The organism is Pedobacter sp. AC379 (assembly GCF_979258145.1).
The window spans coordinates 317,407-337,307 of sequence record NZ_OZ409839.1; the positions used below are offsets into that span (position 1 = coordinate 317,407).

At 38.8% G+C, this 19,901-nt stretch carries 22 protein-coding genes, 1 pseudogene and 1 riboswitch; of the genes and pseudogenes, 8 read left to right on the plus strand and 15 right to left on the minus strand.

Annotation, left to right across the window (positions count from 1 at the left end):
• Positions 1-6 precede the first annotated feature (6 nt).
• The 5 genes from ACZZZW_RS01370 to ACZZZW_RS01390 form a co-directional block, all read right to left on the minus strand.
• Positions 7-993, minus strand: coding sequence for a YeiH family protein (locus tag ACZZZW_RS01370; RefSeq protein WP_056849794.1), 987 nt, complete (start codon positions 991-993; stop codon positions 7-9).
• A gap of 117 nt (positions 994-1,110) precedes the next feature.
• A complete protein-coding gene (locus ACZZZW_RS01375) occupies positions 1,111-1,860 on the minus strand; it encodes a substrate-binding domain-containing protein (RefSeq protein ID WP_008245473.1) in 750 nt (249 codons plus the stop codon).
• Between the two features lie 11 nt (positions 1,861-1,871).
• Positions 1,872-2,792 (minus strand): molybdate ABC transporter substrate-binding protein, encoded by a 921-nt coding sequence (locus ACZZZW_RS01380; RefSeq protein WP_056849795.1) that lies wholly within the window; start codon positions 2,790-2,792, stop codon positions 1,872-1,874.
• Between the two features lie 19 nt (positions 2,793-2,811).
• Positions 2,812-3,267 carry a DsrE family protein gene (locus ACZZZW_RS01385; protein WP_056849796.1) on the minus strand — a complete coding sequence of 152 codons (456 nt, stop codon included), beginning with the start codon at positions 3,265-3,267 and terminating at the stop codon, positions 2,812-2,814.
• 19 nt (positions 3,268-3,286) lie between these two features.
• A complete protein-coding gene (locus tag ACZZZW_RS01390; RefSeq protein ID WP_008245462.1) occupies positions 3,287-4,375 on the minus strand; it encodes a c-type cytochrome in 1,089 nt (362 codons plus the stop codon).
• 144 nt (positions 4,376-4,519) lie between these two features.
• On the opposite strand from ACZZZW_RS01390, the gene ACZZZW_RS01395 reads away from it, so the two are divergent.
• The 3 genes from ACZZZW_RS01395 to ACZZZW_RS01405 are packed head-to-tail and all read left to right on the plus strand — an operon-like array spanning position 4,520 to position 6,347.
• A complete protein-coding gene (locus tag ACZZZW_RS01395; RefSeq protein WP_008245460.1) occupies positions 4,520-5,419 on the plus strand; it encodes a LysR family transcriptional regulator in 900 nt (299 codons plus the stop codon).
• Positions 5,412-5,918 carry a hypothetical protein gene (locus ACZZZW_RS01400; RefSeq protein ID WP_056849797.1) on the plus strand — a complete coding sequence of 169 codons (507 nt, stop codon included), beginning with the start codon at positions 5,412-5,414 and terminating at the stop codon, positions 5,916-5,918. The genes ACZZZW_RS01395 and ACZZZW_RS01400 overlap by 8 nt, the downstream gene beginning before the upstream one ends.
• 39 nt (positions 5,919-5,957) lie before the next feature.
• Positions 5,958-6,347 carry a YidH family protein gene (locus ACZZZW_RS01405; RefSeq protein WP_056849798.1) on the plus strand — a complete coding sequence of 130 codons (390 nt, stop codon included), beginning with the start codon at positions 5,958-5,960 and terminating at the stop codon, positions 6,345-6,347.
• 504 nt (positions 6,348-6,851) lie between these two features.
• Here ACZZZW_RS01405 and ACZZZW_RS01410 read toward each other — a convergent pair.
• From ACZZZW_RS01410 to ACZZZW_RS01455, 10 genes and pseudogenes are all read right to left on the minus strand, one after another.
• Positions 6,852-8,150: a voltage-gated chloride channel family protein gene (locus tag ACZZZW_RS01410; RefSeq protein WP_056849799.1), complete on the minus strand. Its 1,299-nt coding sequence runs from the start codon at positions 8,148-8,150 to the stop codon at positions 6,852-6,854.
• Positions 8,151-8,277: 127 nt separating this feature from the next.
• A complete protein-coding gene (locus ACZZZW_RS01415) occupies positions 8,278-8,685 on the minus strand; it encodes a PepSY-like domain-containing protein (protein WP_116170610.1) in 408 nt (135 codons plus the stop codon).
• A 16-nt stretch (positions 8,686-8,701) separates the two neighbouring features.
• Positions 8,702-9,547, minus strand: coding sequence for a phosphopyruvate hydratase (eno, locus tag ACZZZW_RS01420; RefSeq protein WP_463492083.1), 846 nt, complete (start codon positions 9,545-9,547; stop codon positions 8,702-8,704).
• Positions 9,544-9,978, minus strand: coding sequence for a hypothetical protein (locus tag ACZZZW_RS01425; protein ID WP_463492084.1), 435 nt, complete (start codon positions 9,976-9,978; stop codon positions 9,544-9,546). The genes eno and ACZZZW_RS01425 overlap by 4 nt, the downstream gene beginning before the upstream one ends.
• A 379-nt stretch (positions 9,979-10,357) precedes the next feature.
• Positions 10,358-10,423, minus strand: a riboswitch (Fluoride riboswitch).
• A gap of 669 nt (positions 10,424-11,092) precedes the next feature.
• The gene (locus ACZZZW_RS01430; RefSeq protein ID WP_112658293.1) at positions 11,093-11,386 is read right to left on the minus strand and encodes a putative quinol monooxygenase; all 294 of its coding nucleotides are present in this window, start codon (positions 11,384-11,386) and stop codon (positions 11,093-11,095) included.
• A gap of 327 nt (positions 11,387-11,713) precedes the next feature.
• Positions 11,714-13,126: pseudogene (gene tnpC, locus ACZZZW_RS01435) on the minus strand (IS66 family transposase); the annotation flags it as partial.
• A 50-nt stretch (positions 13,127-13,176) separates the two neighbouring features.
• Entirely contained in the window at positions 13,177-13,515 is a 339-nt protein-coding gene (gene tnpB / locus ACZZZW_RS01440) for an IS66 family insertion sequence element accessory protein TnpB (protein WP_463491500.1), read from the minus strand.
• A gap of 1 nt (position 13,516) precedes the next feature.
• On the minus strand, positions 13,517-13,801 hold the full coding sequence (gene tnpA, locus ACZZZW_RS01445; RefSeq protein ID WP_463492085.1) for an IS66 family insertion sequence element accessory protein TnpA: 285 nt from the start codon (positions 13,799-13,801) through the stop codon (positions 13,517-13,519).
• Between the two features lie 180 nt (positions 13,802-13,981).
• The gene (locus ACZZZW_RS01450; RefSeq protein WP_463491496.1) at positions 13,982-14,584 is read right to left on the minus strand and encodes a recombinase family protein; all 603 of its coding nucleotides are present in this window, start codon (positions 14,582-14,584) and stop codon (positions 13,982-13,984) included.
• A 272-nt stretch (positions 14,585-14,856) separates the two neighbouring features.
• The gene (locus ACZZZW_RS01455) at positions 14,857-15,885 is read right to left on the minus strand and encodes an Ig-like domain-containing protein (protein WP_463492086.1); all 1,029 of its coding nucleotides are present in this window, start codon (positions 15,883-15,885) and stop codon (positions 14,857-14,859) included.
• Positions 15,886-16,229: 344 nt separating this feature from the next.
• On the opposite strand from ACZZZW_RS01455, the gene ACZZZW_RS01460 reads away from it, so the two are divergent.
• The 5 genes from ACZZZW_RS01460 (at position 16,230) to ACZZZW_RS01480 (ending at position 19,719) form a co-directional block, all read left to right on the plus strand.
• The gene (locus ACZZZW_RS01460) at positions 16,230-16,979 is read left to right on the plus strand and encodes a hypothetical protein (RefSeq protein ID WP_463492087.1); all 750 of its coding nucleotides are present in this window, start codon (positions 16,230-16,232) and stop codon (positions 16,977-16,979) included.
• A 103-nt stretch (positions 16,980-17,082) separates the two neighbouring features.
• Positions 17,083-17,361, plus strand: coding sequence for a helix-turn-helix domain-containing protein (locus ACZZZW_RS01465; protein ID WP_463492088.1), 279 nt, complete (start codon positions 17,083-17,085; stop codon positions 17,359-17,361).
• A 443-nt stretch (positions 17,362-17,804) separates the two neighbouring features.
• Complete coding sequence (locus ACZZZW_RS01470; protein ID WP_463492089.1) at positions 17,805-18,155, plus strand: plasmid mobilization protein; 351 nt, start codon at positions 17,805-17,807, stop codon at positions 18,153-18,155.
• Positions 18,152-19,099: a relaxase/mobilization nuclease domain-containing protein gene (locus ACZZZW_RS01475; RefSeq protein WP_463492090.1), complete on the plus strand. Its 948-nt coding sequence runs from the start codon at positions 18,152-18,154 to the stop codon at positions 19,097-19,099. The genes ACZZZW_RS01470 and ACZZZW_RS01475 overlap by 4 nt, the downstream gene beginning before the upstream one ends.
• Positions 19,100-19,113: 14 nt before the next feature.
• Positions 19,114-19,719, plus strand: coding sequence for a hypothetical protein (locus tag ACZZZW_RS01480; protein ID WP_463492091.1), 606 nt, complete (start codon positions 19,114-19,116; stop codon positions 19,717-19,719).
• Positions 19,720-19,901 lie beyond the last annotated feature (182 nt).

The following is a 19,901-nucleotide window of genomic DNA, read 5'->3' on the forward strand; positions in this document are numbered from 1 at the left end:
TGTATTTTAAACCAAAGATATAACTGCCCATAATGCAGCACTTGAAATTACTATCCATAAAATTACGCCTTGTAACAGTGGCATTATCCCCACTGCTTTCAAGATAGTAAATGAGAGTCCGCTTCCTATCAGGAACAATGTTAAAGTTAAGCCTACTTTTGCTAATGCTACAAAGTAGGGCGCAAAAGGCTTAATAAAAGGTAAGTAGGTGTTGGCGATCATTGCCAGGATAAATAGCCCTATAAAATAGGGTATACTAACTTTGCTATTGTTGCTTTTGAATAGGAAAGATGTACCAAACGCTACGGGAACAATCCATAGTGCTCTGGCTAACTTAACAGTTGTGGCTATCTGTAGTGCTTGTTCACCATATTTACTGGCTGCCCCAACAACAGAACTGGTATCGTGAATAGCAATGGCACACCACATACCAAATTGTGACTGTGACAAGTTAAGCGCATGTCCGATAGCGGGGAAAAGAAATAAGGCCACCGAGTTGAGTATAAAAACAGTACCCATTGCAACGGAGATCTGTTTTTCTTCTGCGTTCATTACAGGCGACAATGCAGCAATAGCACTTCCACCACAGATCGCCGTTCCAGCTGATATCAAAAAAGATGTTTTACGTTCTATTTTAAATACTTTTCCCAGGATAAAACCAATGATAAGCACTCCGAAAATAGAAACTACGGTAAACAGTACGCCTTCTTTTCCTGCTTTCATTGCACTGAATACATTCATTCCAAATCCTAGCCCGACAACAGAAATTTTTAGCAGCAGGTTTGTGGCCTTGTGATTTAAATGCAGATAGGGATGTTCCATTAGTTGCGCCAATACTAATCCTAGCAATAAGGCTAAAGGAGGCGACATAAATGGAAAGAGGCACAGCAAAACTGCCAGGATGAAGATAATTTTGCGGGTGTTTAAATTTAAGTTTAGCAGGTTACCCGCCTTTATTTTAGAAGAATTTGAATTGTCTTTGATTTGTGTCATGATTTTGATTGTCTTTATTTTCTAATTCAAAGATCCATAACTAATAAACCCCGATCAAATCATTAAAACTTATCTTCCATAACTTCATGTTATAGAAGATAAGTTTTTAGACATTATTTATTCCCAACCCCATTTTTTGAAAATGAGATGTCCTTTATCGGATTGCATAAACTTGATAAAATCCTCAGTTTCCGACTTATGCGTACCAGTGCTACCCCTCACTACAGGTGTACCTCTATAGACTGTTTGTGTAACAGGAATCCTAACCATTGAGGTGAGGTCTGGTAAACGGTTATGCCAGGAGCCAAATGTTATCCAGGCATCATATTGAGGATCATTTTTCCATGCAGCAATACCCAATGCCGAATTTGCAAATGTACCTGCTATACGCTGCTGTATGTTTGCAATCAGATCTTGTCGACCTGCCAAATCTTCCCAAAGCCCCATTTGCCCAGCCCCATTCACATCAAGAATTTTCACACCTGGTTTACAGAGATCGCCCAGATTTTTGATGTTTTTAGGATTGCCGGGCCGTACAAGGATCGCTGCCGCACGTTTATATAACTCTGTCCGAGAGTTCGCCACTATCATGTTTGGGTGGTCAGACATGAATTTTGAAAGCATGTATTCTGCTCCTCCAAAGAACAGATCTGCATGTTTCATTGCATCCGGCATCCATTCATTATCCGGCCCGGCAGTGACTTTAATTACGATATCATGCTGCTTTCCAAAAACCTTCGCACATTCATTGATCGGTCCGAGCGGCCCACCGGGACCATAGACATATAAAGTATCATTTGGAATTTGTGCATTCCCAATGGTCACTACAGCAACGACTGACAATATGGTTAAAAATATATTTTTCATTGTGTTTATGTTTAAGGTAAATCAAAACCAAACTTTTTGTAGATGGCAGCAGCCTGCGGACTGATCAAAAAATCCATAAAATCTTTTGCAGCGGCCGGATGTGGCGCATCTTTTAACTGTCCGGCTATATATTGCGCATGGATATTCTCTTTTTCAGGAATTTCAATGAGCTCAACAGGATGGCCAATCATTTTCTGATAGTAGGCCTCAGTATACCATACTGGAGCGGCGTCACTTTCATTGTATAGGATCCTCATTGGTGATTGGCGATGATGGATCATGGTAAGATAAGTAGTCTTATCTTTAACTTTATCTTCCATGATGGTAGATTTTAATGTTTCTCCCCCAGCTTTCAGATAGGCTTCTTCAATACGTTTACCAATCCCTTCATTTTCTGGATTTGGCATACTGATCCTCAGCTCTTTATCTGCTAAATCTTTGAGTGACTTCAATGCCTTCGGATTTCCCTTTTGGACCATGATTGCCAACCTGTTTCTAGCATATAAAGTCGTTTTGCTAAACCATTCAGGGGTCATGTCTATCCGGTTCTTACCAGCTGTATAAACATCCGGCTTTAAGGTAATTCTCATGTTGCCCACCACAATGCTACCGGTTTTTATTTGTTGGGCTAAAATGCCTGGGGGAAGCGTTTCGGCAAATACCCGCTGATACTGTGGATATGACTTTTTAAAGGCTGCAATTAATTCGTCAATGCACATAAACTGGTTACCGGCAAAGAAAACCACCAGTTGGGGATCATTAATGTCTCCAAAAAGATCAGGCACATTGTCTACTCCAGGTACTGTGAACTGAACTTTACTTTCAGGTGGAGTATTCCAGGGCGGATCAAAGCGATGATCCTGGGCCTTAACATTTCCACAAAGCAATAAAAATGCAACTGTGGCTAAAAAGGTGTGATTTATATATTTCATGATTTTCTAATTATTTGGTTTAAGGATGTACAACTGCCCATCCCTGATATTGACGGATGATGATTTCACCATTGCCGCTGGGTACATAACTGATAAAATCAAATAAGGTATTTTTTTCGATCTTTCTTTCTCTGACGGTATTTTCGCATTGTGCAAGAATTACTCCTCTGGACTGCAGTTCTAATAATGTTTTTTCAAAAGATCCGTTCTTCTGGTAAACAGCTACGCCATCTCCAAAGGCAATAAGTTCTGCATTGATTTTCCCTTTTAACCTGGGATCGTCGAGTGCATTTTTTAGGTTTCGAAGTGTTCCTGCAATCTTTTTCTCATCACCGTTATTGATTACATACAGTGCCTTATAATTTTTAAGGGTGGCTTTTGCCCCTGTAAAATTAGCAGGTGTAGTTTGGGCAAAAGTGGCCGAGGTTGCTGCGATCAGCAAAAATAATGTACAGATTAAGGTTATTTTTTTCATGATTTTAGATTTTGATAATTTATTTAGTTGTTAATTTTACTTGTTTTTCGGAGGTTACAATTGGTGCAAATGGACCATATTTATGCTGATTTTCAGAAAATTTGTCGGCATATGGTCCGTATGGCGCATCAAAAGGTTTTTTTAACAAATCAGGGTAATCTTTTCTTTGATCTTTATGTGGTCTTGGCTGTGAGTTCACAAAAGCAGCGAGATCCCAGGCCTCCTCATCACTTAACTGCGCATCTCCATATCTGGCGCCATATGGCATATTGTTCTTTACGAACCCCGCAAAGTTACTGAGTCTATACATCCCTGCGCCATCATTGTAGCTGTGTTTGCCCCATAATGGCGGATAAACATAAGTTAGTTTGTCTTCATCGAGTATTCCCTCACCCTTTGCACCATGACAACTTTGACATTTACTGGTATATAAAATCGCTCCATGTTTGACATTCGCTGCCCTATCCAGGTATTTTAATTTTTCGGTTCCCGTTCCAAATACTTTCTCCCCTTTTTTTACACCAGTTCCAAGCCATTTCATATAAGCCAGCATTGCCTGTATCTCTTTACTAGATTCGTCTGGTACTTTGCCTGCAAGACTTCGATTGAAGCACTCTGCAATACGTGCCGATGCAGGTTCAACCTTTCCTGATCTGCCACTCATTTTAGGAAAACTGGAAATAAAACCAGCATAATTATTTCCGAACAGTTTGGTTCCACCCTCGAGGTGACAATTCTGACAGTTCATACCATTTGTAATACGGGCTATGGATCCATTTGGCCCAAAATATTTGCTCGTATGTGCTATTAATTCTTTGCCATACCTAATCATCTGGCCGTACTTGGTGTCCGCCGGAATCGTATTTTCATCAGGCGCTTTCCAGGCATCAGCAGGTACAACCTGGCTTTTGACTTTAACAGCAGCTATACCGGTTTCCACATCCTGTTTGGTTTTTGCTGTCAATTCTACATCTGGCTGCCCATTAAAGAATAAAGTGCAGATGAAAATAGTTCCACAAGCAACAAATAGAATCGCAATGATAGCCGTTGTCCTGGCTGTATATATAAGTGCTTGTCTGATTTCTTTTTCTTTTGATTCCTTATTCATAACCAATGTTTTTCTGTTACAAATGTGCATTTATTCTACGCATCAGAAAAAGCATAAAAAGTTATTGATGATAACATAAGGTTATGATGTCAGTACCTGTTGAAACAAATTGTTTGTATCTTAGCTTATCTACTAAAACCGTGTATGATAGATTTCCGTTTGCAAGTATTTTATGCTGTCGCTAAAAGGCTGAATTTTACAAAGGCCTCGGCAGAGTTATTTATCAGTCAGCCTGCTGTAACCAAACACATTAAAGAATTAGAGCAGGAGTTCAAAATGTCATTATTTGAACGCAGTGGAAACAAAAAAATCAGCCTCACCCCAGCCGGCGAATTATTGTTGCATTACGCAGAACAGATTTTTGGAACCTACCGGGAACTGGAATATGATATGAATCTACTTACTAAACAGCATAAAGGAATATTGAGGATTGGTGCCAGCAGTACTGTGGCACAATATATCATTCCACCTGTATTGGCACAGTTTCACAATAAGTTTAAGGATATACAAATCCAACTGGTTACCGGAAATACAGAAGATGTAGAGCAGCGTTTGATTGCTAAGGAAATAGATTTTGGAATCATTGAAGGCATCTCCCGGAACCCACAGATTAAATACGAACAATATCTAAAAGATGAGCTGGTGTTGGTGTGTTCTGGTCACAATTATGCCATGAAAAAGGAAATAATCAAACCGAATGAGTTGAAGGATTATGATTTATTACTTCGTGAACCTGGTTCTGGTACACTAGATGTTATTGCATATGCTTTAAAAGCACACCGGATAAAGGTGGGGGACTTAAATATAGAAATGCAGTTAGGTAGTACCGAAAGCATTAAATCCTATCTGATTCACAGCAAATGCCTGGCTTTTTTATCTATCCACTCCATATTGAAAGAGCTCAAGAACAATGAATGCCGCATCATAGATATCAAGGATATGGTTATCGAAAGGCCGTTTCATTTCATTCAGCTTCATGGTCAGCCGGACGCTCTGGCGGAACTATTTATGCGCTTCGCTAAAAGCTACAACTACAATGTATAGTGTTACCGAAATTTCGAGGAAATATCAGCCAGCTAAAGTGCTGCTGCTCTTTGTTTCTGAAGCTCCTGGAGGTGGCGATAAACATTTTTACCTGGGAAATACTAATCTGTTTCGAACAATTTATCTTGCATTTAGTGAGGTATTTGGCGATTTTAAATCTGTAGAAGATTTTTTGCAGTTCTTTAAGGGCACTGGATGCTTTTTGGAACATCTAACTTGTACACCTATTGATAAATCGTCAGTGAAAATCAGAAAGAACCAAAGGCAGGGTGGAATAGAGCAATTAGCTCATAAAATCAGAACATATCAACCCCGATTAATCATGATCCTAATGAAAAGCATTGAACAAGAGGTTAAAGAATCTATTGACCTATCAGGCTTATCGTTTATCGAAGAAATTGCAGTTACCTGCTATCCTGCCGGCACTGAATCAAACAGGCTTGCTTGCATCCGGGATACCAGGGTTATCATCTCCAAACTGGCATCGATATTGACATAACATGCAAAATATGTTGCTTATATACCGATACAGAACAAGATGAAAATTCAAGAACAAGAAAATACCAAACAGCATGCAGGAGACCATTTGGCTAATGAAAGAACATTTTTGGCCTGGATCAGAACCAGTATTGGTATCATGGGATTTGGTTTCGTGGTAATGAAATTCTCGCTATTTATCAAGCAGATCAGTGCTGCACTGGGGAGTAAAGTACCACTGCACCAAACCGGAGATTCCCGCATTATCGGGATTTTTCTAGTTGCCTTGGGAGCAATTACTATCATTTGTTCTTACTTAAGATATAATTCAACGAAAGAACAACTGAATCAGGGGGTGTATTACCACTCAACACTTTTTGTTAAAGTTTTAACCGCTTTAGTTTTCATAGCCAGTATACTTTTATTGCTCTACCTTATTAAAACAACATAGGAAGTTAAATTCATCATATATCAATAACATCTCCGGGTAGGCTTATTTTGTGAAAAATAATACCGGAATTTCAAAATGCTCGCTATAAGTTTATAGCGTTGTTCTAAAAAGGTATTTTGCATAAACATCATGTACAGGTAATATTTGTTTTGGCTTCAGCGCATCTGCAAAAGCTGATACAATAAGTTACTGTAGTAAATGGAGCCGAGTTCTACTGGCAGTACTGCTTTATCAATGTTCTGGAACGATATTCATCTCTTATTGCAGAGAGTACAAGTAAGTAGTAATTTCGTTTTTTGAGGAGCTGTTTTCTCTTTGCTGTACTTGATGCTTTAAAAAAGAGAGGAATGAAAACGGTCGATATACCATAATAGTGCAGTTTATGACTTAAACCTAAAATTTAAGCGTTGTTTTTTGTTACAGGTTGCTGACTGCATTGGTCAAGGGTCTTATGAAAATTTCACCTTTTTATGATAATTTACCGGAACAGGATAAGGCAATATTTTATGTTCCCGTAAATATTTTGGGTACCGCAATACGCTGTGAAGAATATATACCCGAATGGCCACTGAAAAAATAGGCTGTAAAACAGGCTACCGCAAAAAACATGGTGTATTCACTACCAAAAAGTTCTATACCCATAATCGTACAGGCAAGGGGTGTATTAGTTGCACCAGCAAAAACTGCAATAAATCCAAGGGCAGCAAACAAACTAACTGGAGCATTTAATAAGGTCGAAAGTGCATTGCCTAATGTTGCGCCAATATAAAATAAAGGGGTTACCTCACCACCTTTAAATCCTGTTCCAAGGGTCAAAGTTGTATAAATGGTCTTCCATAACCAGCTCCAAGTATCTGCCCCGCCAGTTTGGAAAGCAGATGGAATGGTTACTGCACCCGGATATTCTGCATCAATACCCAGGCTTAAATAATCCGGTTTCCCAATGGCATAGCTTAGCCCGATAATAATTAAGCCACCTAAAACTGGAATCAGCCATTTTATTTTACACACCTTTAAGAAGAAGCCCTTTATTTGATGTACCATTATTGCAAATAAGTAGCTTGCCAGACCAAATAAAGCTGATGAAAAGATAATCTTAACAAGCAGTAAAAGATTTATTGGTAAGTATGCTGATAAAAAATAGGCGCTTTTAGCAATCACATCAATATGGTAGGCAGTGTGATGAATGCCCCAGGCTGAAACAGTTAAATCACCAACAATACTGGCTATTAGTGCTGGTAATAAGGCCTTATATTCTATTCTTCCAATAGCCAGCACCTCTAATGCAAATATGGCACCGGTAAGTGGTGTACCAAACACAGCGCCAAATCCAGCCGCAATTCCTGCGGTAAGAAGCACCTTGGTGTCGGTTTCATTAAGTTTAAGCAATCTGCTGGCTATACCGGCAATACTGCCACCAATTTGCACAGCAGTACCTTCTCTTCCTGCTGAACCACCGAACAAATGAGTAATTACCGTAGTCACTAAAATTACAGGAGCCATATAGCTGGGAACTCCGCCACCTGGACTATGAATTTCATCCATAATCAAATTATTTCCCTTTTCAGAAGATTTACCGACAGATTGATAGATGAAATGAATAACTATCCCGGATAGCGGTAGCAGAAAAAGTAGCCAGGTATGCTGAAAACGAAAATGAATTGCCAGATTAAGTAACCCAAGGAACAAAGCGACAATGCTACCAATTACAACAGCAACCGGTAAAACCAGGACTGTCCACCTGATCAGGTGTTTGATGATCGCGTAATGTTCATGTAAAGGGATTTTATTGTTTGTTGTCATTATAACTAAAAGATGTGATTAATTGCGATTGTGAAGCATACTGCCTTATATAGATATGTCAAAAGCTACAATCAATCCGGAAAGGTTGCTGTCCGGATTGTTTGAGCTTTCATGTGTTATTTTATACTTAGTTATCAGTTTTCCTAAAAGTTCCCGACTTATCAAATTTCGCTTCTAAGTCATTAGAAAGACTGACCTCATAACCGTTTGACTCGAGTTCGATTTTTTCTGTTTTTTCGCCTTCATAATTTTTTTTTAAGTAAGCATTTATTTTGGCGGGCAGGATGCTTGCAGGTATCATATTTCCATTTCCATCCAATTCTAAGATTTTCCCTGAACTGCTAAATTCAAGTTCGTAACCACTGCTGAGATGTACCTCGTATTTATTGTCATCACGTTCGACCCGGCTGACTTTTTCTTTTGGAAATTTTTTTTGAAGATAAGACTTTGCGGTCTGTGGTAATGTTTGCGCCATTGCAGCGAATGAAGTAAATACTATGAGGGCAGCTAGGGCTATTCTTATTTTTGTTTTCATATGATTTGGAAATAGATTATGATTTTTTGAAAGTATTTTTACCTGCAAACGAGCTTTGACCACCCAATTCTTCCTCTATGCGAAGCAATTGATTGAATTTAGATACTCGCTCGGAGAGGCAACCGCTACCAGTTTTAATATGACCAGCATTGGTGGCCACGACAAGATCAGCAATTGTCGTATCCTCTGTTTCACCACTTCTATGGGAAATAAAACAATGATAATTGTTTTTCTGTGCCAGTTCAACAGCCTGCAATGTTTCCCAAATGGTTCCGATCTGGTTTAATTTGATTAGCACACTATTACCAATACCTGCATCTATACCTTGTTGGATGATCTCTGGATTGGTGCAGAAAATATCGTCACCTACCAATTCTACTTTCTTGCCCAGGCGGTCTGTCATTTTTTTCCAGCCTTCCCAGTCATTTTCACCCAAACCATCTTCCAGTAAAACGATAGGATACTTATCAATCCACTGCTCCCAAAGGTCAATCAACTGATCAGAGGTAAAGTTTTCTTTCGTGCTTTTAAACAGGCTGTATTTACCATCTTTCCATAGCTCACTCGTTGCTGGGTCAAGGCAGATTGAAATATCTTCACCAGGCTTATAACCAGCCTTTTTTATTGCCTCCATGATGACTTCAACTGCTTCCTCATTGGATTTTAAGTTTGGCGCAAATCCACCTTCGTCACCAACACCTGTAGAATAACCCTTACCTGTTAACAATGATTTAAGAGTATGAAATACTTCTTCACCCATACGGATGCTTTCCTTAAATGTAGGTGCATTGTGTGGTGCAATCATAAATTCCTGGAAGTCCACATTATTATCGGCATGACGGCCACCGTTGACTACATTCATGCAGGGTACCGGCATAATGTATTGGTCTTTTCTACTAACTGTCTGTACAATGGAATTTGTTTTGAACTAGCAGAAGCACGTGCAAAAGCAATTGAAGCTGCAAGCATGGAATTGGCACCCAGCCTGGATTTATTTTCCGTTCCATCGAGTTCAATCAGTCTTTTATCAAATGCTTCCTGGCTTTCAAATGTTTGTCCAGCCATTGCGCTATTAACCTCCTTATTTAAGCCAGATACAGCAATCTCAACTCCTTTACCCTGGTAACGGGACTGATCCCCATCACGAAGCTCTACTGCTTCTTTTTCGCCAGTACTGGCGCCAGATGGGGAGATACCTCTTGATGTGGTACCATTAATTGTAACCTCAACTTCTACAGTTGGATTGCCTCTGGAATCTAAGATCTCGCGGGCATGAATTTTTGATAATTTCATAGTTTTTGTTTGATATTGAATTTTAGTGTTTGTTCAGTTTGATAACAAATGAATTGCAATAAGAGTAACATTTTCCGAAGGTTAGCTGGCACTGGTAAATGGAATATTTCATCTTTTTGCCTTAAAAAACTCAGACACAAAAAATGTATTCTTATTAAACAGAAAGACTTATCAACCAAGAATGAGATAATCCTATACCAAGGCCTTTGGTAATAGTTCTTATTAGAAGATTTAGATTGTAGAATTCCTTTTTCAAGGGATGAGAAGCAGAAAAATTTCATCACAACCGGAATGGTTGAAAATAAGATGTATTGTTGAAATGTTGATTTTAATATTTTCACCTACAATAGTTTGATCCTGTAGGTTTAATTACCTATAGGTTATTGTAGGCGCCATTAGCTCTTAAAAGCGGTTGAATCGGAAGGACACCATTTCCGTATTACAAATATAATACTAATAAAATAACGTGCAAAATCTTAAAGTAGGTGTTGAGAATTTAATTTATCACTATTCCCTGATTATTTAATAAGTTTTCAGGAGGCGTGGCTTAAGATTTAATAAGTTTTCAGGAGGCGTGGCTTAAGAATGGATTATACTTAGCAGAGTTGCCTACGATTATACTGCTGTACTCCGCTTTTTTCCTATATAATCATAAACTCATTTCATTAATCAAACTCAATTTTTAGTTTTTGATAATGAGTAAATGATAAAATATAATGACAAATTAAAGTTCATTTTTTGAGACAATCTTTTTTATTGTGATTTAGTACATCAATTAATACTGATATCATAGTATAAATATATCTATAAGACTTATTGGAAATTACATACCGCTAAAAGAAAATCGAGTTAGTTATCTTCTTTTCTGAGACATTTGTTGTATCGTTTTAACTATACGTGATTTCTGCTGGCTTTCTCATCTTTTTAGTATCCTGTATCTATTTTAAGAAAGTTCCTTATCGTCTAATTTATCGATCGCGGTCATTTTTTTTCCGAACGAATTTAACGTTTTGCTTAGGAATTAACGCTTCCAACGCAACAAATCGAAACACCTACAAGAGGTTTAAGTCCTGATCCAGTGGAAACACTGGATCAGGACTTTTTATTTTAAAGTTCATTTAACAGCCAGCAAATCTACTTTTTCAATGACTGGTGTCGCTGTAAGTAAATCTGGAGCCTGCGCCATCAACGCTTTGGCGATCGCGCCGCCCAGATGCGCTTCGCGACCGGCTTCATCGGCGAAAGTGTCAAAGATACCGAAGGTAGACGGCCCGATCTGCAGGGCATACCAGCGAATGGTGCCAGGTTCAGCTTCGGCCAAAGGCAACGCGCTTTTCAAGAATTCAGCTACTTCCTTTTCTTTACCTGGTTTGGCCTCCAGCCTTGCCAGTAATGCTAATTTTTCCATTTGACTTGTTTTTAATATAAGTGGTCGGCGGCAATTTACCGTCACCATAAAAGCAACACAAATAGTGCCACGTTCTAGCAATACCTAATTAGAACGAACCTATTCTATATTTCTAAACTGATCAGATCAGGTCATCCGTCAATCCGATAATCTCCATGATCACTTTGTCGAGCTGTTCTGCCGATATTTTTAGCTTTGAAATGATCTCCGCATTGGGGGAATCATTTAGGTCGCAAAGCTGGACAAGCCCCAGGATACTTGCCACTGGAACGCGGACGCGGTGCGACTGTATCCAGGCGATCTCCCGCAGGCGCTTGTTCTGGTCCTGTTTACTTCGTGTTTTTTGCATATGGCACAAAAAGAGTAAATCATTGCCGCCCTTTGCGCTGCCTCATGGCTTCCAGCGAAGAGGTAATTCTTTCTGCCCAGGGCGATAGGCCTGATTGCATTTTCGACCAGATTGTTGTCAATACGTAGCGAGCCGTCATACAGGTATGCAGACAAGGCATCCCATCTGGCATAAGCATAGGCCATGGCCTTGCCGACCTGGCTCTTTGGCAGCGTACTCTTTATTTCCTGGAATATCCATTTACCCATTTCATTGATTATAGGAAGAGATTCCTTAAGGCGAAGTTCCTTGATCTGCGCAGTATCCAGCTGCCCCTCCCTGGCTATTCTTTCTAGAGCATATAGTTTTTGAATCAGCAGCAGTGCTTTTTCTGCCTTGGATCTATCATTATCCAATGCTTTTTCAAACTCCCTTCGGGCATGTGCCCAACAGGCCAGATGGGTGATATCTTTGCTGCGTGCATATTTTTCGTATACAACATATCCGTCGGTTTGGAGATAACCTTTAAAGTTTCCAAGGATGGGTAATGGCGCAAGCTGGCCACGAGTGGGGCTATAGTCAAAAAGTACCGTTCCCTCCAATGGGGCATGGTAAACCCAATAATAGCCTTGATGGGCTGCACCTTTTTTATCGCTGTCCAACACCTTTATGGGTGTTTCATCAACCTGTAAATATCCTTTTGATTTCGTATCGAAGACCAGCTGCTGGTAAAGCGGTTCGAGCTTAAAGAGCGCTTCCTTTGTCCAACCTTCGATGGTCGAGGAAGCGAGCTGTATATTTTCCCTTGCAAAGCGTTGTTTTTGTCGGTATAAGGGAAGGTGGTCAACGTACTTATCCACCAGTATGGAAGCTAACAGACCAGCTCCGGGAATACCTTTGTCAATTACTCGCTCTGGAAGCTCGGCGATCTTTACGCCTTCACCGTTTTTAGCGGCATATTTATAGCGGATGTACCTTTTGATAAAGAATCGTGCGGGCTCGCATTCCAATTCTTCGGTAACTTCCTTGCCGATACACACCATAGCTGAAAGGTCACCTTCAGGGTGTATTTCGATTTCTTCAACAGGTAAATGTTCGGGCAGTTTTGCACGTCCATGGTGGTTTGGCCGTTTGCGTATGTATTCAATCTTTTCTTTGATTGATTCCTGTTGCTGGGCTACAGCTATTGCATCGGCTTCAAAGGGTAGTAGCGTTTGGTTAGGATCACCTTCAAAACGCTCACGTTTCTGTCCGAACTGCATGCGCTTGAACATTTCGACCTGTGATTTCAAATAATCCCGTTCCTGCACCAGCGAACTGTTCAGAGAAGTTAGCGAATCTATTTTTTCATCGCGACTGGAAATAACCTTTAAAAGGTCCTCTTTCGATAGATTTTCCAGTGCCGTTTCCATACGCTAAAAATACAGATTTACCAGCGATTTAACAAGAGAAAAGCCTGTTTTTACACTAATGAATAACGTTTTTTCTGAATACTCTTTACAACATGAATACCCTCTACCATCAGTACCAGATCGCTCCATGACATTTCATTTCCTCCGTCTTTTGGACTAAGAAAAGTGCCCTGTTCCAGCCGTTTGTAATAGAGAACAAAACCGCCACTTTCCCAATGTAGTAGTTTGATGTGTGTACGACTGCGGTTCAAAAAGACGAACACTTCGCCACTAGTGGGACTGCGCTGCAGCCCGGAGCTGACTAATCCGCACAGCCCATCAAAACTTTTACGCATATAACAATGCCCCGAATAAAGATAAAAACGGTGCGAAGATCCTAGTGAGAACATCTTAATACAGACGGATCAACTGAGCTAAAAGCGGCAGGTCGACATTAACTTTTAGTTTTACTCCGTTTGGGTAAAAAACTTCTATCTCCCTGATACCAGAATGCCTCTCTATCGGGATAAATCCCCGGGGAGTATCTTCTTTTCCATTGATCCGGGAATACCAATAATAAAACCTGGCCTCATTGATGCCTTTTTCCAGGCAATATTCTTTCTTTGACTTGCCACTAGATTGCCAATCTTCGATCATGGATCTCATCGCACTGCGCTTTTCTTTAGAATTATTCATGCTGCCAAAGCTAAACCCAGAAAATTAGCTAATCAAGATGTACTTGGTAGGGCGGATACTTTTGCTCTAATTCAAGAATTATATGATCACCTTGCTTTAATCGCATCAAGTAATAAATTCCTTAAGACGCTAAAGATCTTCTTTTGGTTTCGAAGAGCATGTTGTGAGATATAATGGTTTTTACCGTTTCACCATTTTTTTTATTTCTTCATTGGTGTGGGTATCGAGAATCTTTGCATATCTATAGAAGGTTGGTCTTGTCAATTGAAGTCCTTTATAAATTTCCTCTGGAGTTTTATCCAGGTCTTTATAAACAGATCGCATAACTATCAATTTGGCAATCGTATCTTTGGCGAAGCCTTTAGGTCTACCTCCGATACGACCTCTAGCTCTAGCGGATTGCAAACCAGCATTTGTTCTTTCTCTGATCAATTCTCTTTCATACTCCGCTAATGAAGCCATTATATTTAAAAAGAGCCTGCCATTGATCGTTGAAGTGTCAACACCATCTGTCAAACCTTTGATAATAATTCCTTTTTCACTTAAACTCAAAACTAAATCAATAATGTGTCTTAAGCTTCTTCCTAAGCGGTCAAGTTTCCAAACAATCAGTTCATCACCTTTTCGGAACTGAGCAATCATTTTATCGAGTTCAGGGCGGAACTTTGTAGCTCCAGAAATCGTTTCTTTAAAAATAATTTCGCACCCTGCCTTTTCGAGTGCTTCGATTTGCAAATTTAGATTTTGTTCTTTTGTAGAGACTCTGGCATATCCAATCTTCATAATTGTATCAATAAAACCTTTATTAAAACTTATAATAAATTTTGTTTAATGAAACAAGTTTGTGAGACGATGCGCGTTTTGAACCTTAAACAGTTTTAAAGATAAAATAAAATCTCATAATACCACCGTTTTATGAAACTGATTAAGTCAGCGAAATCTTATGTTATTAAAGACATTTTTTAATGATGGTTTATTGCATATATAAAATCGGTAGCATAAAATTTTTAATGAGATTCCGAGACAAGGGAATGAAAAAGCAGTAAATATTTTCCCTAGTTACCTGTGGTTACATATCTCCTGACATCACTAATATTCTGGTCAATAATAGCTTTAAGGTCATTTAGTGTAACATTATCGGAATACTTGTAGGAATATACCTTTGTTCGGGTTCCTTTAATTTCCCATGATTTTTCAAGAAAATTAATATCAAGTGTTAGGGTGCCTAATCTCGAAGTGGTTGGAAAAAGCTCCATGTAAAAATTTGAATTTATCTTTAATATTTCTCCTGAAGGTATTTTAAGTTTGCTAAATTCTGCATCGGGATATCCAGGATTAGATGATAAATATGTAATTCCAGCAACAGTGACAGCTTGAACAATGTAACCCACTTTCCCTGCGGCAAGTTCTAATGCAAGAGCTTTGCCTTGCTGCTCATTATATAATATTAACTGATCTAACAAGTCGATTTTTATTTTATCAAAGATATTTCTTGTATATCGAATTTCTGGAACAACCTCAATATTACTATTAGCGTTTATCATCCCATCATCACTTGTGGCACTAACAACAGCTTTTCCTGGGGCTAAAGCTGTAACTAGTCCTGCTGGGGAGACTTGAACTATTGAGGGGTCAGACGATATCCATTTTACTGAGGCTAATAGTGCCGAGATTGGCAGAACCGACACATTAATTTGTTGTTGTTGATTTACAAAAAGGTTAATCTGGGTTTTATCTAAAGTTAATGAAGTTATCGTTCCTGGTATAACAGTTATTTTCTGTTGAGAAGATAAGTTACTTTTTTTAACCTTTACAGTTATTGTTACACTTCCTATTGAATTTGCATAGACTTTTCCATCTGATGTAATCGTTACAACATTTGGATTATCTGAAAACCATTCATATTCGGGTGTCAGGGCACTGCTAGGAGAATAAGATACCTGGAGTTGCAAAGCCTCGCCTATTACTACGTTGGAGATTGAACCATTAAGTGTGATAGAAGAAATCTGAGGGGGAAGCAGCTCTGTACTACTTTTTTTGCAGCTGGCAAATAATACGAAAAGGGCAAAAAATAAATATTTCATGAGAAAGTGTTAATTTACTCAAAGGTAAGAATACTTGGCAATTCTTAAACTTGAAACTTAAACTGACGATTTATTTATGCTCCTGGGATTATTTCTTAGTATAATTGATTTTAAGTTTTACATCCTTCTATAATCCCAGGGAGCATTGAAATTGTTGTGATGCCATAGTATATTCTCAAAATCCCCTCATTAAATGGTGGAATTGTATGAGTGAGTTTTCTAAATGCTTCTCATTAATACAAAAGTCAAAGTATTGGAATTTGTATCAATGAGAATTTATCTCAGTTCGTTTTCGCTGCATTTAATTTAAATGTTTAATTTGGAATAAACAGTAAAATTATTTTATGAAAGAATATTTTAAGTTCAGAGATCCTTTTGATAAAAATCCCCACAAATTTGAGATAGGTAATCCGATTAAATTTGACCGGAAAATGGGAGATAATTTTTTCTTCAAGAAATTCTTCACGGTCAACCCGTTAGACTACGCTGATTACTATCAATTTCACCTTCATTGGTTTATTCTTGACAATAATTTAAATAGTGAGAAGGAATTTTTCACGCATGTTTCAGATAAAATTGAAGATCAGATCGCTCATTACCATAAAAAAAATATAACTGCATTAAATACAATTCAGAGCCTCGAGGCATTAAGAAAATTTAAAGATGTTGTTGGAAAGTTCGACAAATGGCACATTAAAAAGGCCTTAGAAACAGTTGTTTCAGAAAAGGATATTGAGATATTAAAGCTTAAAAAAGAAATTCTACAGTTAAAAGAGCAAATCAAATCACTTAGTCGTTACGAGCCAGACCAGAAAATAAGACTGCTGGATGGTAATCTAACACAACTGATCGATTTGATAAAGCAAATTCAAGGACTCGAAACGCCCGATGGTAAAAAATTAGCTCGCTCCCAATCCCAAAGCCCCTGGTATAAGATGATTGGAAGATACTTTCAGCATGGAGAAAGCGAGATTTCGCTTGAGACCCTTAGAAATTACTTTCCTGCTAATAAAACCGGGAAGCTGATTAAAGGCTCTGATGTATCAGAATCCACCAAACTCTTCAAAATCATACCGATTATATCCAATCTATAAAACAAAACGGTTTTGATTTGACCAAACCAATTAAGTGGTCATATAAAAGGCCCGTTTATGATTCAATTTCGCATTGGCAATGTCGCCAAAGTAATTGAATCTTATGTCTATAGAAATTATGACGAAATCTGATTTGATGGATTTCAAATCAGATCTATTTAAAGAACTTAAAGCTTTTCTGGCTCCAGAAAAACCGACTGATAAAAAATGGCTTCGTAGCAACGAGGTTAGGAAATTATTGGGCATATCTGCTGGAACCCTTCAAACCCTTAGAAATAACGGAACGCTCAGTTTTACCAAAATTGGTGGAACCATGTATTACAGCTTGGAGGAAATCAACAAAGTCCTGCAGTTTACAAAAACGCCAAATATTCTGAGATGAAAATGGCTACACCTCTAACAGTCTTCCTGCGCAAGGCAGAGGAAGACCAGGTGATTTCCCCCATACATATTAGTCTCTTTACATCAATCGTTCAGTGCTGGGCCAGTGGTGGCAGGATGAATCCCGTTGTGGTCACCAGGAAAAAGCTAATGAGGATTTCAAAGATCAGATCAACCAGCACCTACCATAAGTGTATCACGGATTTATCCAGGTCAGGTTACATTACTTATATGCCATCTTTCAACCCCTCAGGGAGTTTGATTTTTTTAAATGAATGAAATTGTATAAATCGATTTTAGAGAAAGGGTTTTTTAAAAACTTTGAGGGAGCAAGTTTATGTTTTTGTTACCACAAAAACCTTTTTCCCATGGAAAAAGAACTTGCTTTCCACTCCCGATGGTCGCAGAAAGTGGCTACCGCCACAAAGACTTAAATAAGATAGTATGGAAATTCGACTAAAGAAAAAAGGTGGAAGACCGCCAAAAAAAATAAAAAGACAAAGTATGGTAAGACTGCGGTTAACTATCACCGAGCGATTTCTTTTGGAACAAAAATCAAAGCGTGCCGGAATGGGCATAAGTGATTTTATAAGGCATTCGGTAATGTCATCCAAGGTAATGACCAGATTTGGTCAGGCAGAAATTTCTGCTTACAGGATACTTGCAGGCATGGCAAACAATCTAAATCAGCTGACGAAAAAAGCCCATCAAATGGGTCTGCTGATTATGGCTAGGCGCTGTCAGGATCTGATTTCGGAGATTGATGACCACATGAAAACAATGAATGAAGTATGATTGGTAAAATAACATCGGGAAGGAGTTTTGGTGGCTGTGTACGCTATGTAGTTCAAAAGGATACCGCTAAAGTGCTTGATGGTTTGGGCATCAGGATTGCTGACGTTAAAAGGATGATTGCGGATTTTAATTTCCAGCGTTCCGCAAATCCGGAGCTAACTAAAGCGGTTGGCCATATTTCCCTAAACTTCAGTGAACAGGACAAACTGAAGCTAACCGATGAAAAAATGCTGGAAATAGCAAAGGAATATCTCTATAACATCGGCATCAAAGATACGCAGGTTCTTTTTGTCAGGCATGAAGATAAATCTCACCCACATATACATCTGGTATATAACAGGGTTTCGAATTCCGGTAAGACAATCTCTGACAAAAACTTGTTCCACAAAAATGCCAGGGTATGCCGGGAAATAACAAAGGCGCACGGTTTATTTTTAGCATCCGGCAAAATGCATGTGAATAGACAGGCGCTAAAGGGGGTTGATAAGGTTAAGTATGAAATATTTGACCTTATCAAATATGCTAAAGTAGTTGCGGGAAACTGGAAAAATTTTGAGCAGAGACTGAAAAATCATGGGGTGGAAATTATTTTCAAATACAAAGGAAATAGCCATGAGATTCAGGGGATTTCTTTTTGTAAAGACGGCTGCGTTTTTAAAGGCTCTGAGATTGATAGGTCTTTTAGCTACAGCAAGTTAAATACTGAATTCAATGCTACGAACTTAGATATTTCCCACTTTTCGACGGGATTAAAAGAGTCCTCTCCAATGCTGAATTTGGTTCATGAGACTCGTGATAATATTCAATTTAGTCATACCGGAATCTCAGTGCTGGAGGTTTTGCTGCAAGGTGACTTTCCTACCATTGCCACAGAACCAGAGCCATTTATTAAAAGAAAAAAGAAATCTCAGACTAAGGGTAAACGCCGGGGAATGAGTAGGTAATTAAATAAAATGATATGAAAACAGTTGATGAATCATTAGATAACTTTGGAGAGATTTTGGAAGCTTTGGCAACTCAGAGCAAAGCGATGGAAGATAATGTCCGGACATTAATCAATACCCAGCCTGCTGACTATGGTGATGATTTCAAAAAGATTTTACAGGGGTTAAATGATGTTAATGGAAAATTGGATTCGGAGGATTTAAAGTCAATGTTGGTTAGTTTAAATCGGAAAATAGAAAAAGTCCCAACAATTATCCCTGTTAGACACCACCACCATTTGGATAAAAACAGCAAGGGTTTGGTTATAGGAATTTTTGCGGGCCTTTTGTTCATAGCTGTTCTAACAGGACTGAGCGCGTATATACTTAACCGAAACGCAAGCCTGGCTTTGGATAGCGATAAGCTCTTGTATCTAAGGGCATATAATCCTGAATATTTAAGCAAGGTAGACCTGGGGTTTCTATCCTCAAGGGATAGCTTGGTTAGGGCTGCAAAAGAGATCATACTAAACCAAGAGCAACTGCTGCAGGCGGAGCAGACCCTCAGAAACAAAGAGGCTGAACTCAACAAAGCGCGATTACTAAAGAAGAAACTGCAAAACAGGCGAGGAAAAAAATAAAAATTAAAGATATAAATTTTGGCCACCCCTCATTTGTGGCCTATCGAACCCGTACACACCATCCACCTTCGTTCCGATTTTGCATCTACGCAAAAAAGTAATTGGTGGGGTGTAACTAAATAACCTAAGAAAGGGTAAATTGTTGTACCGTTTCTTAGGTTATCTTTCAATTAAACTCAAAA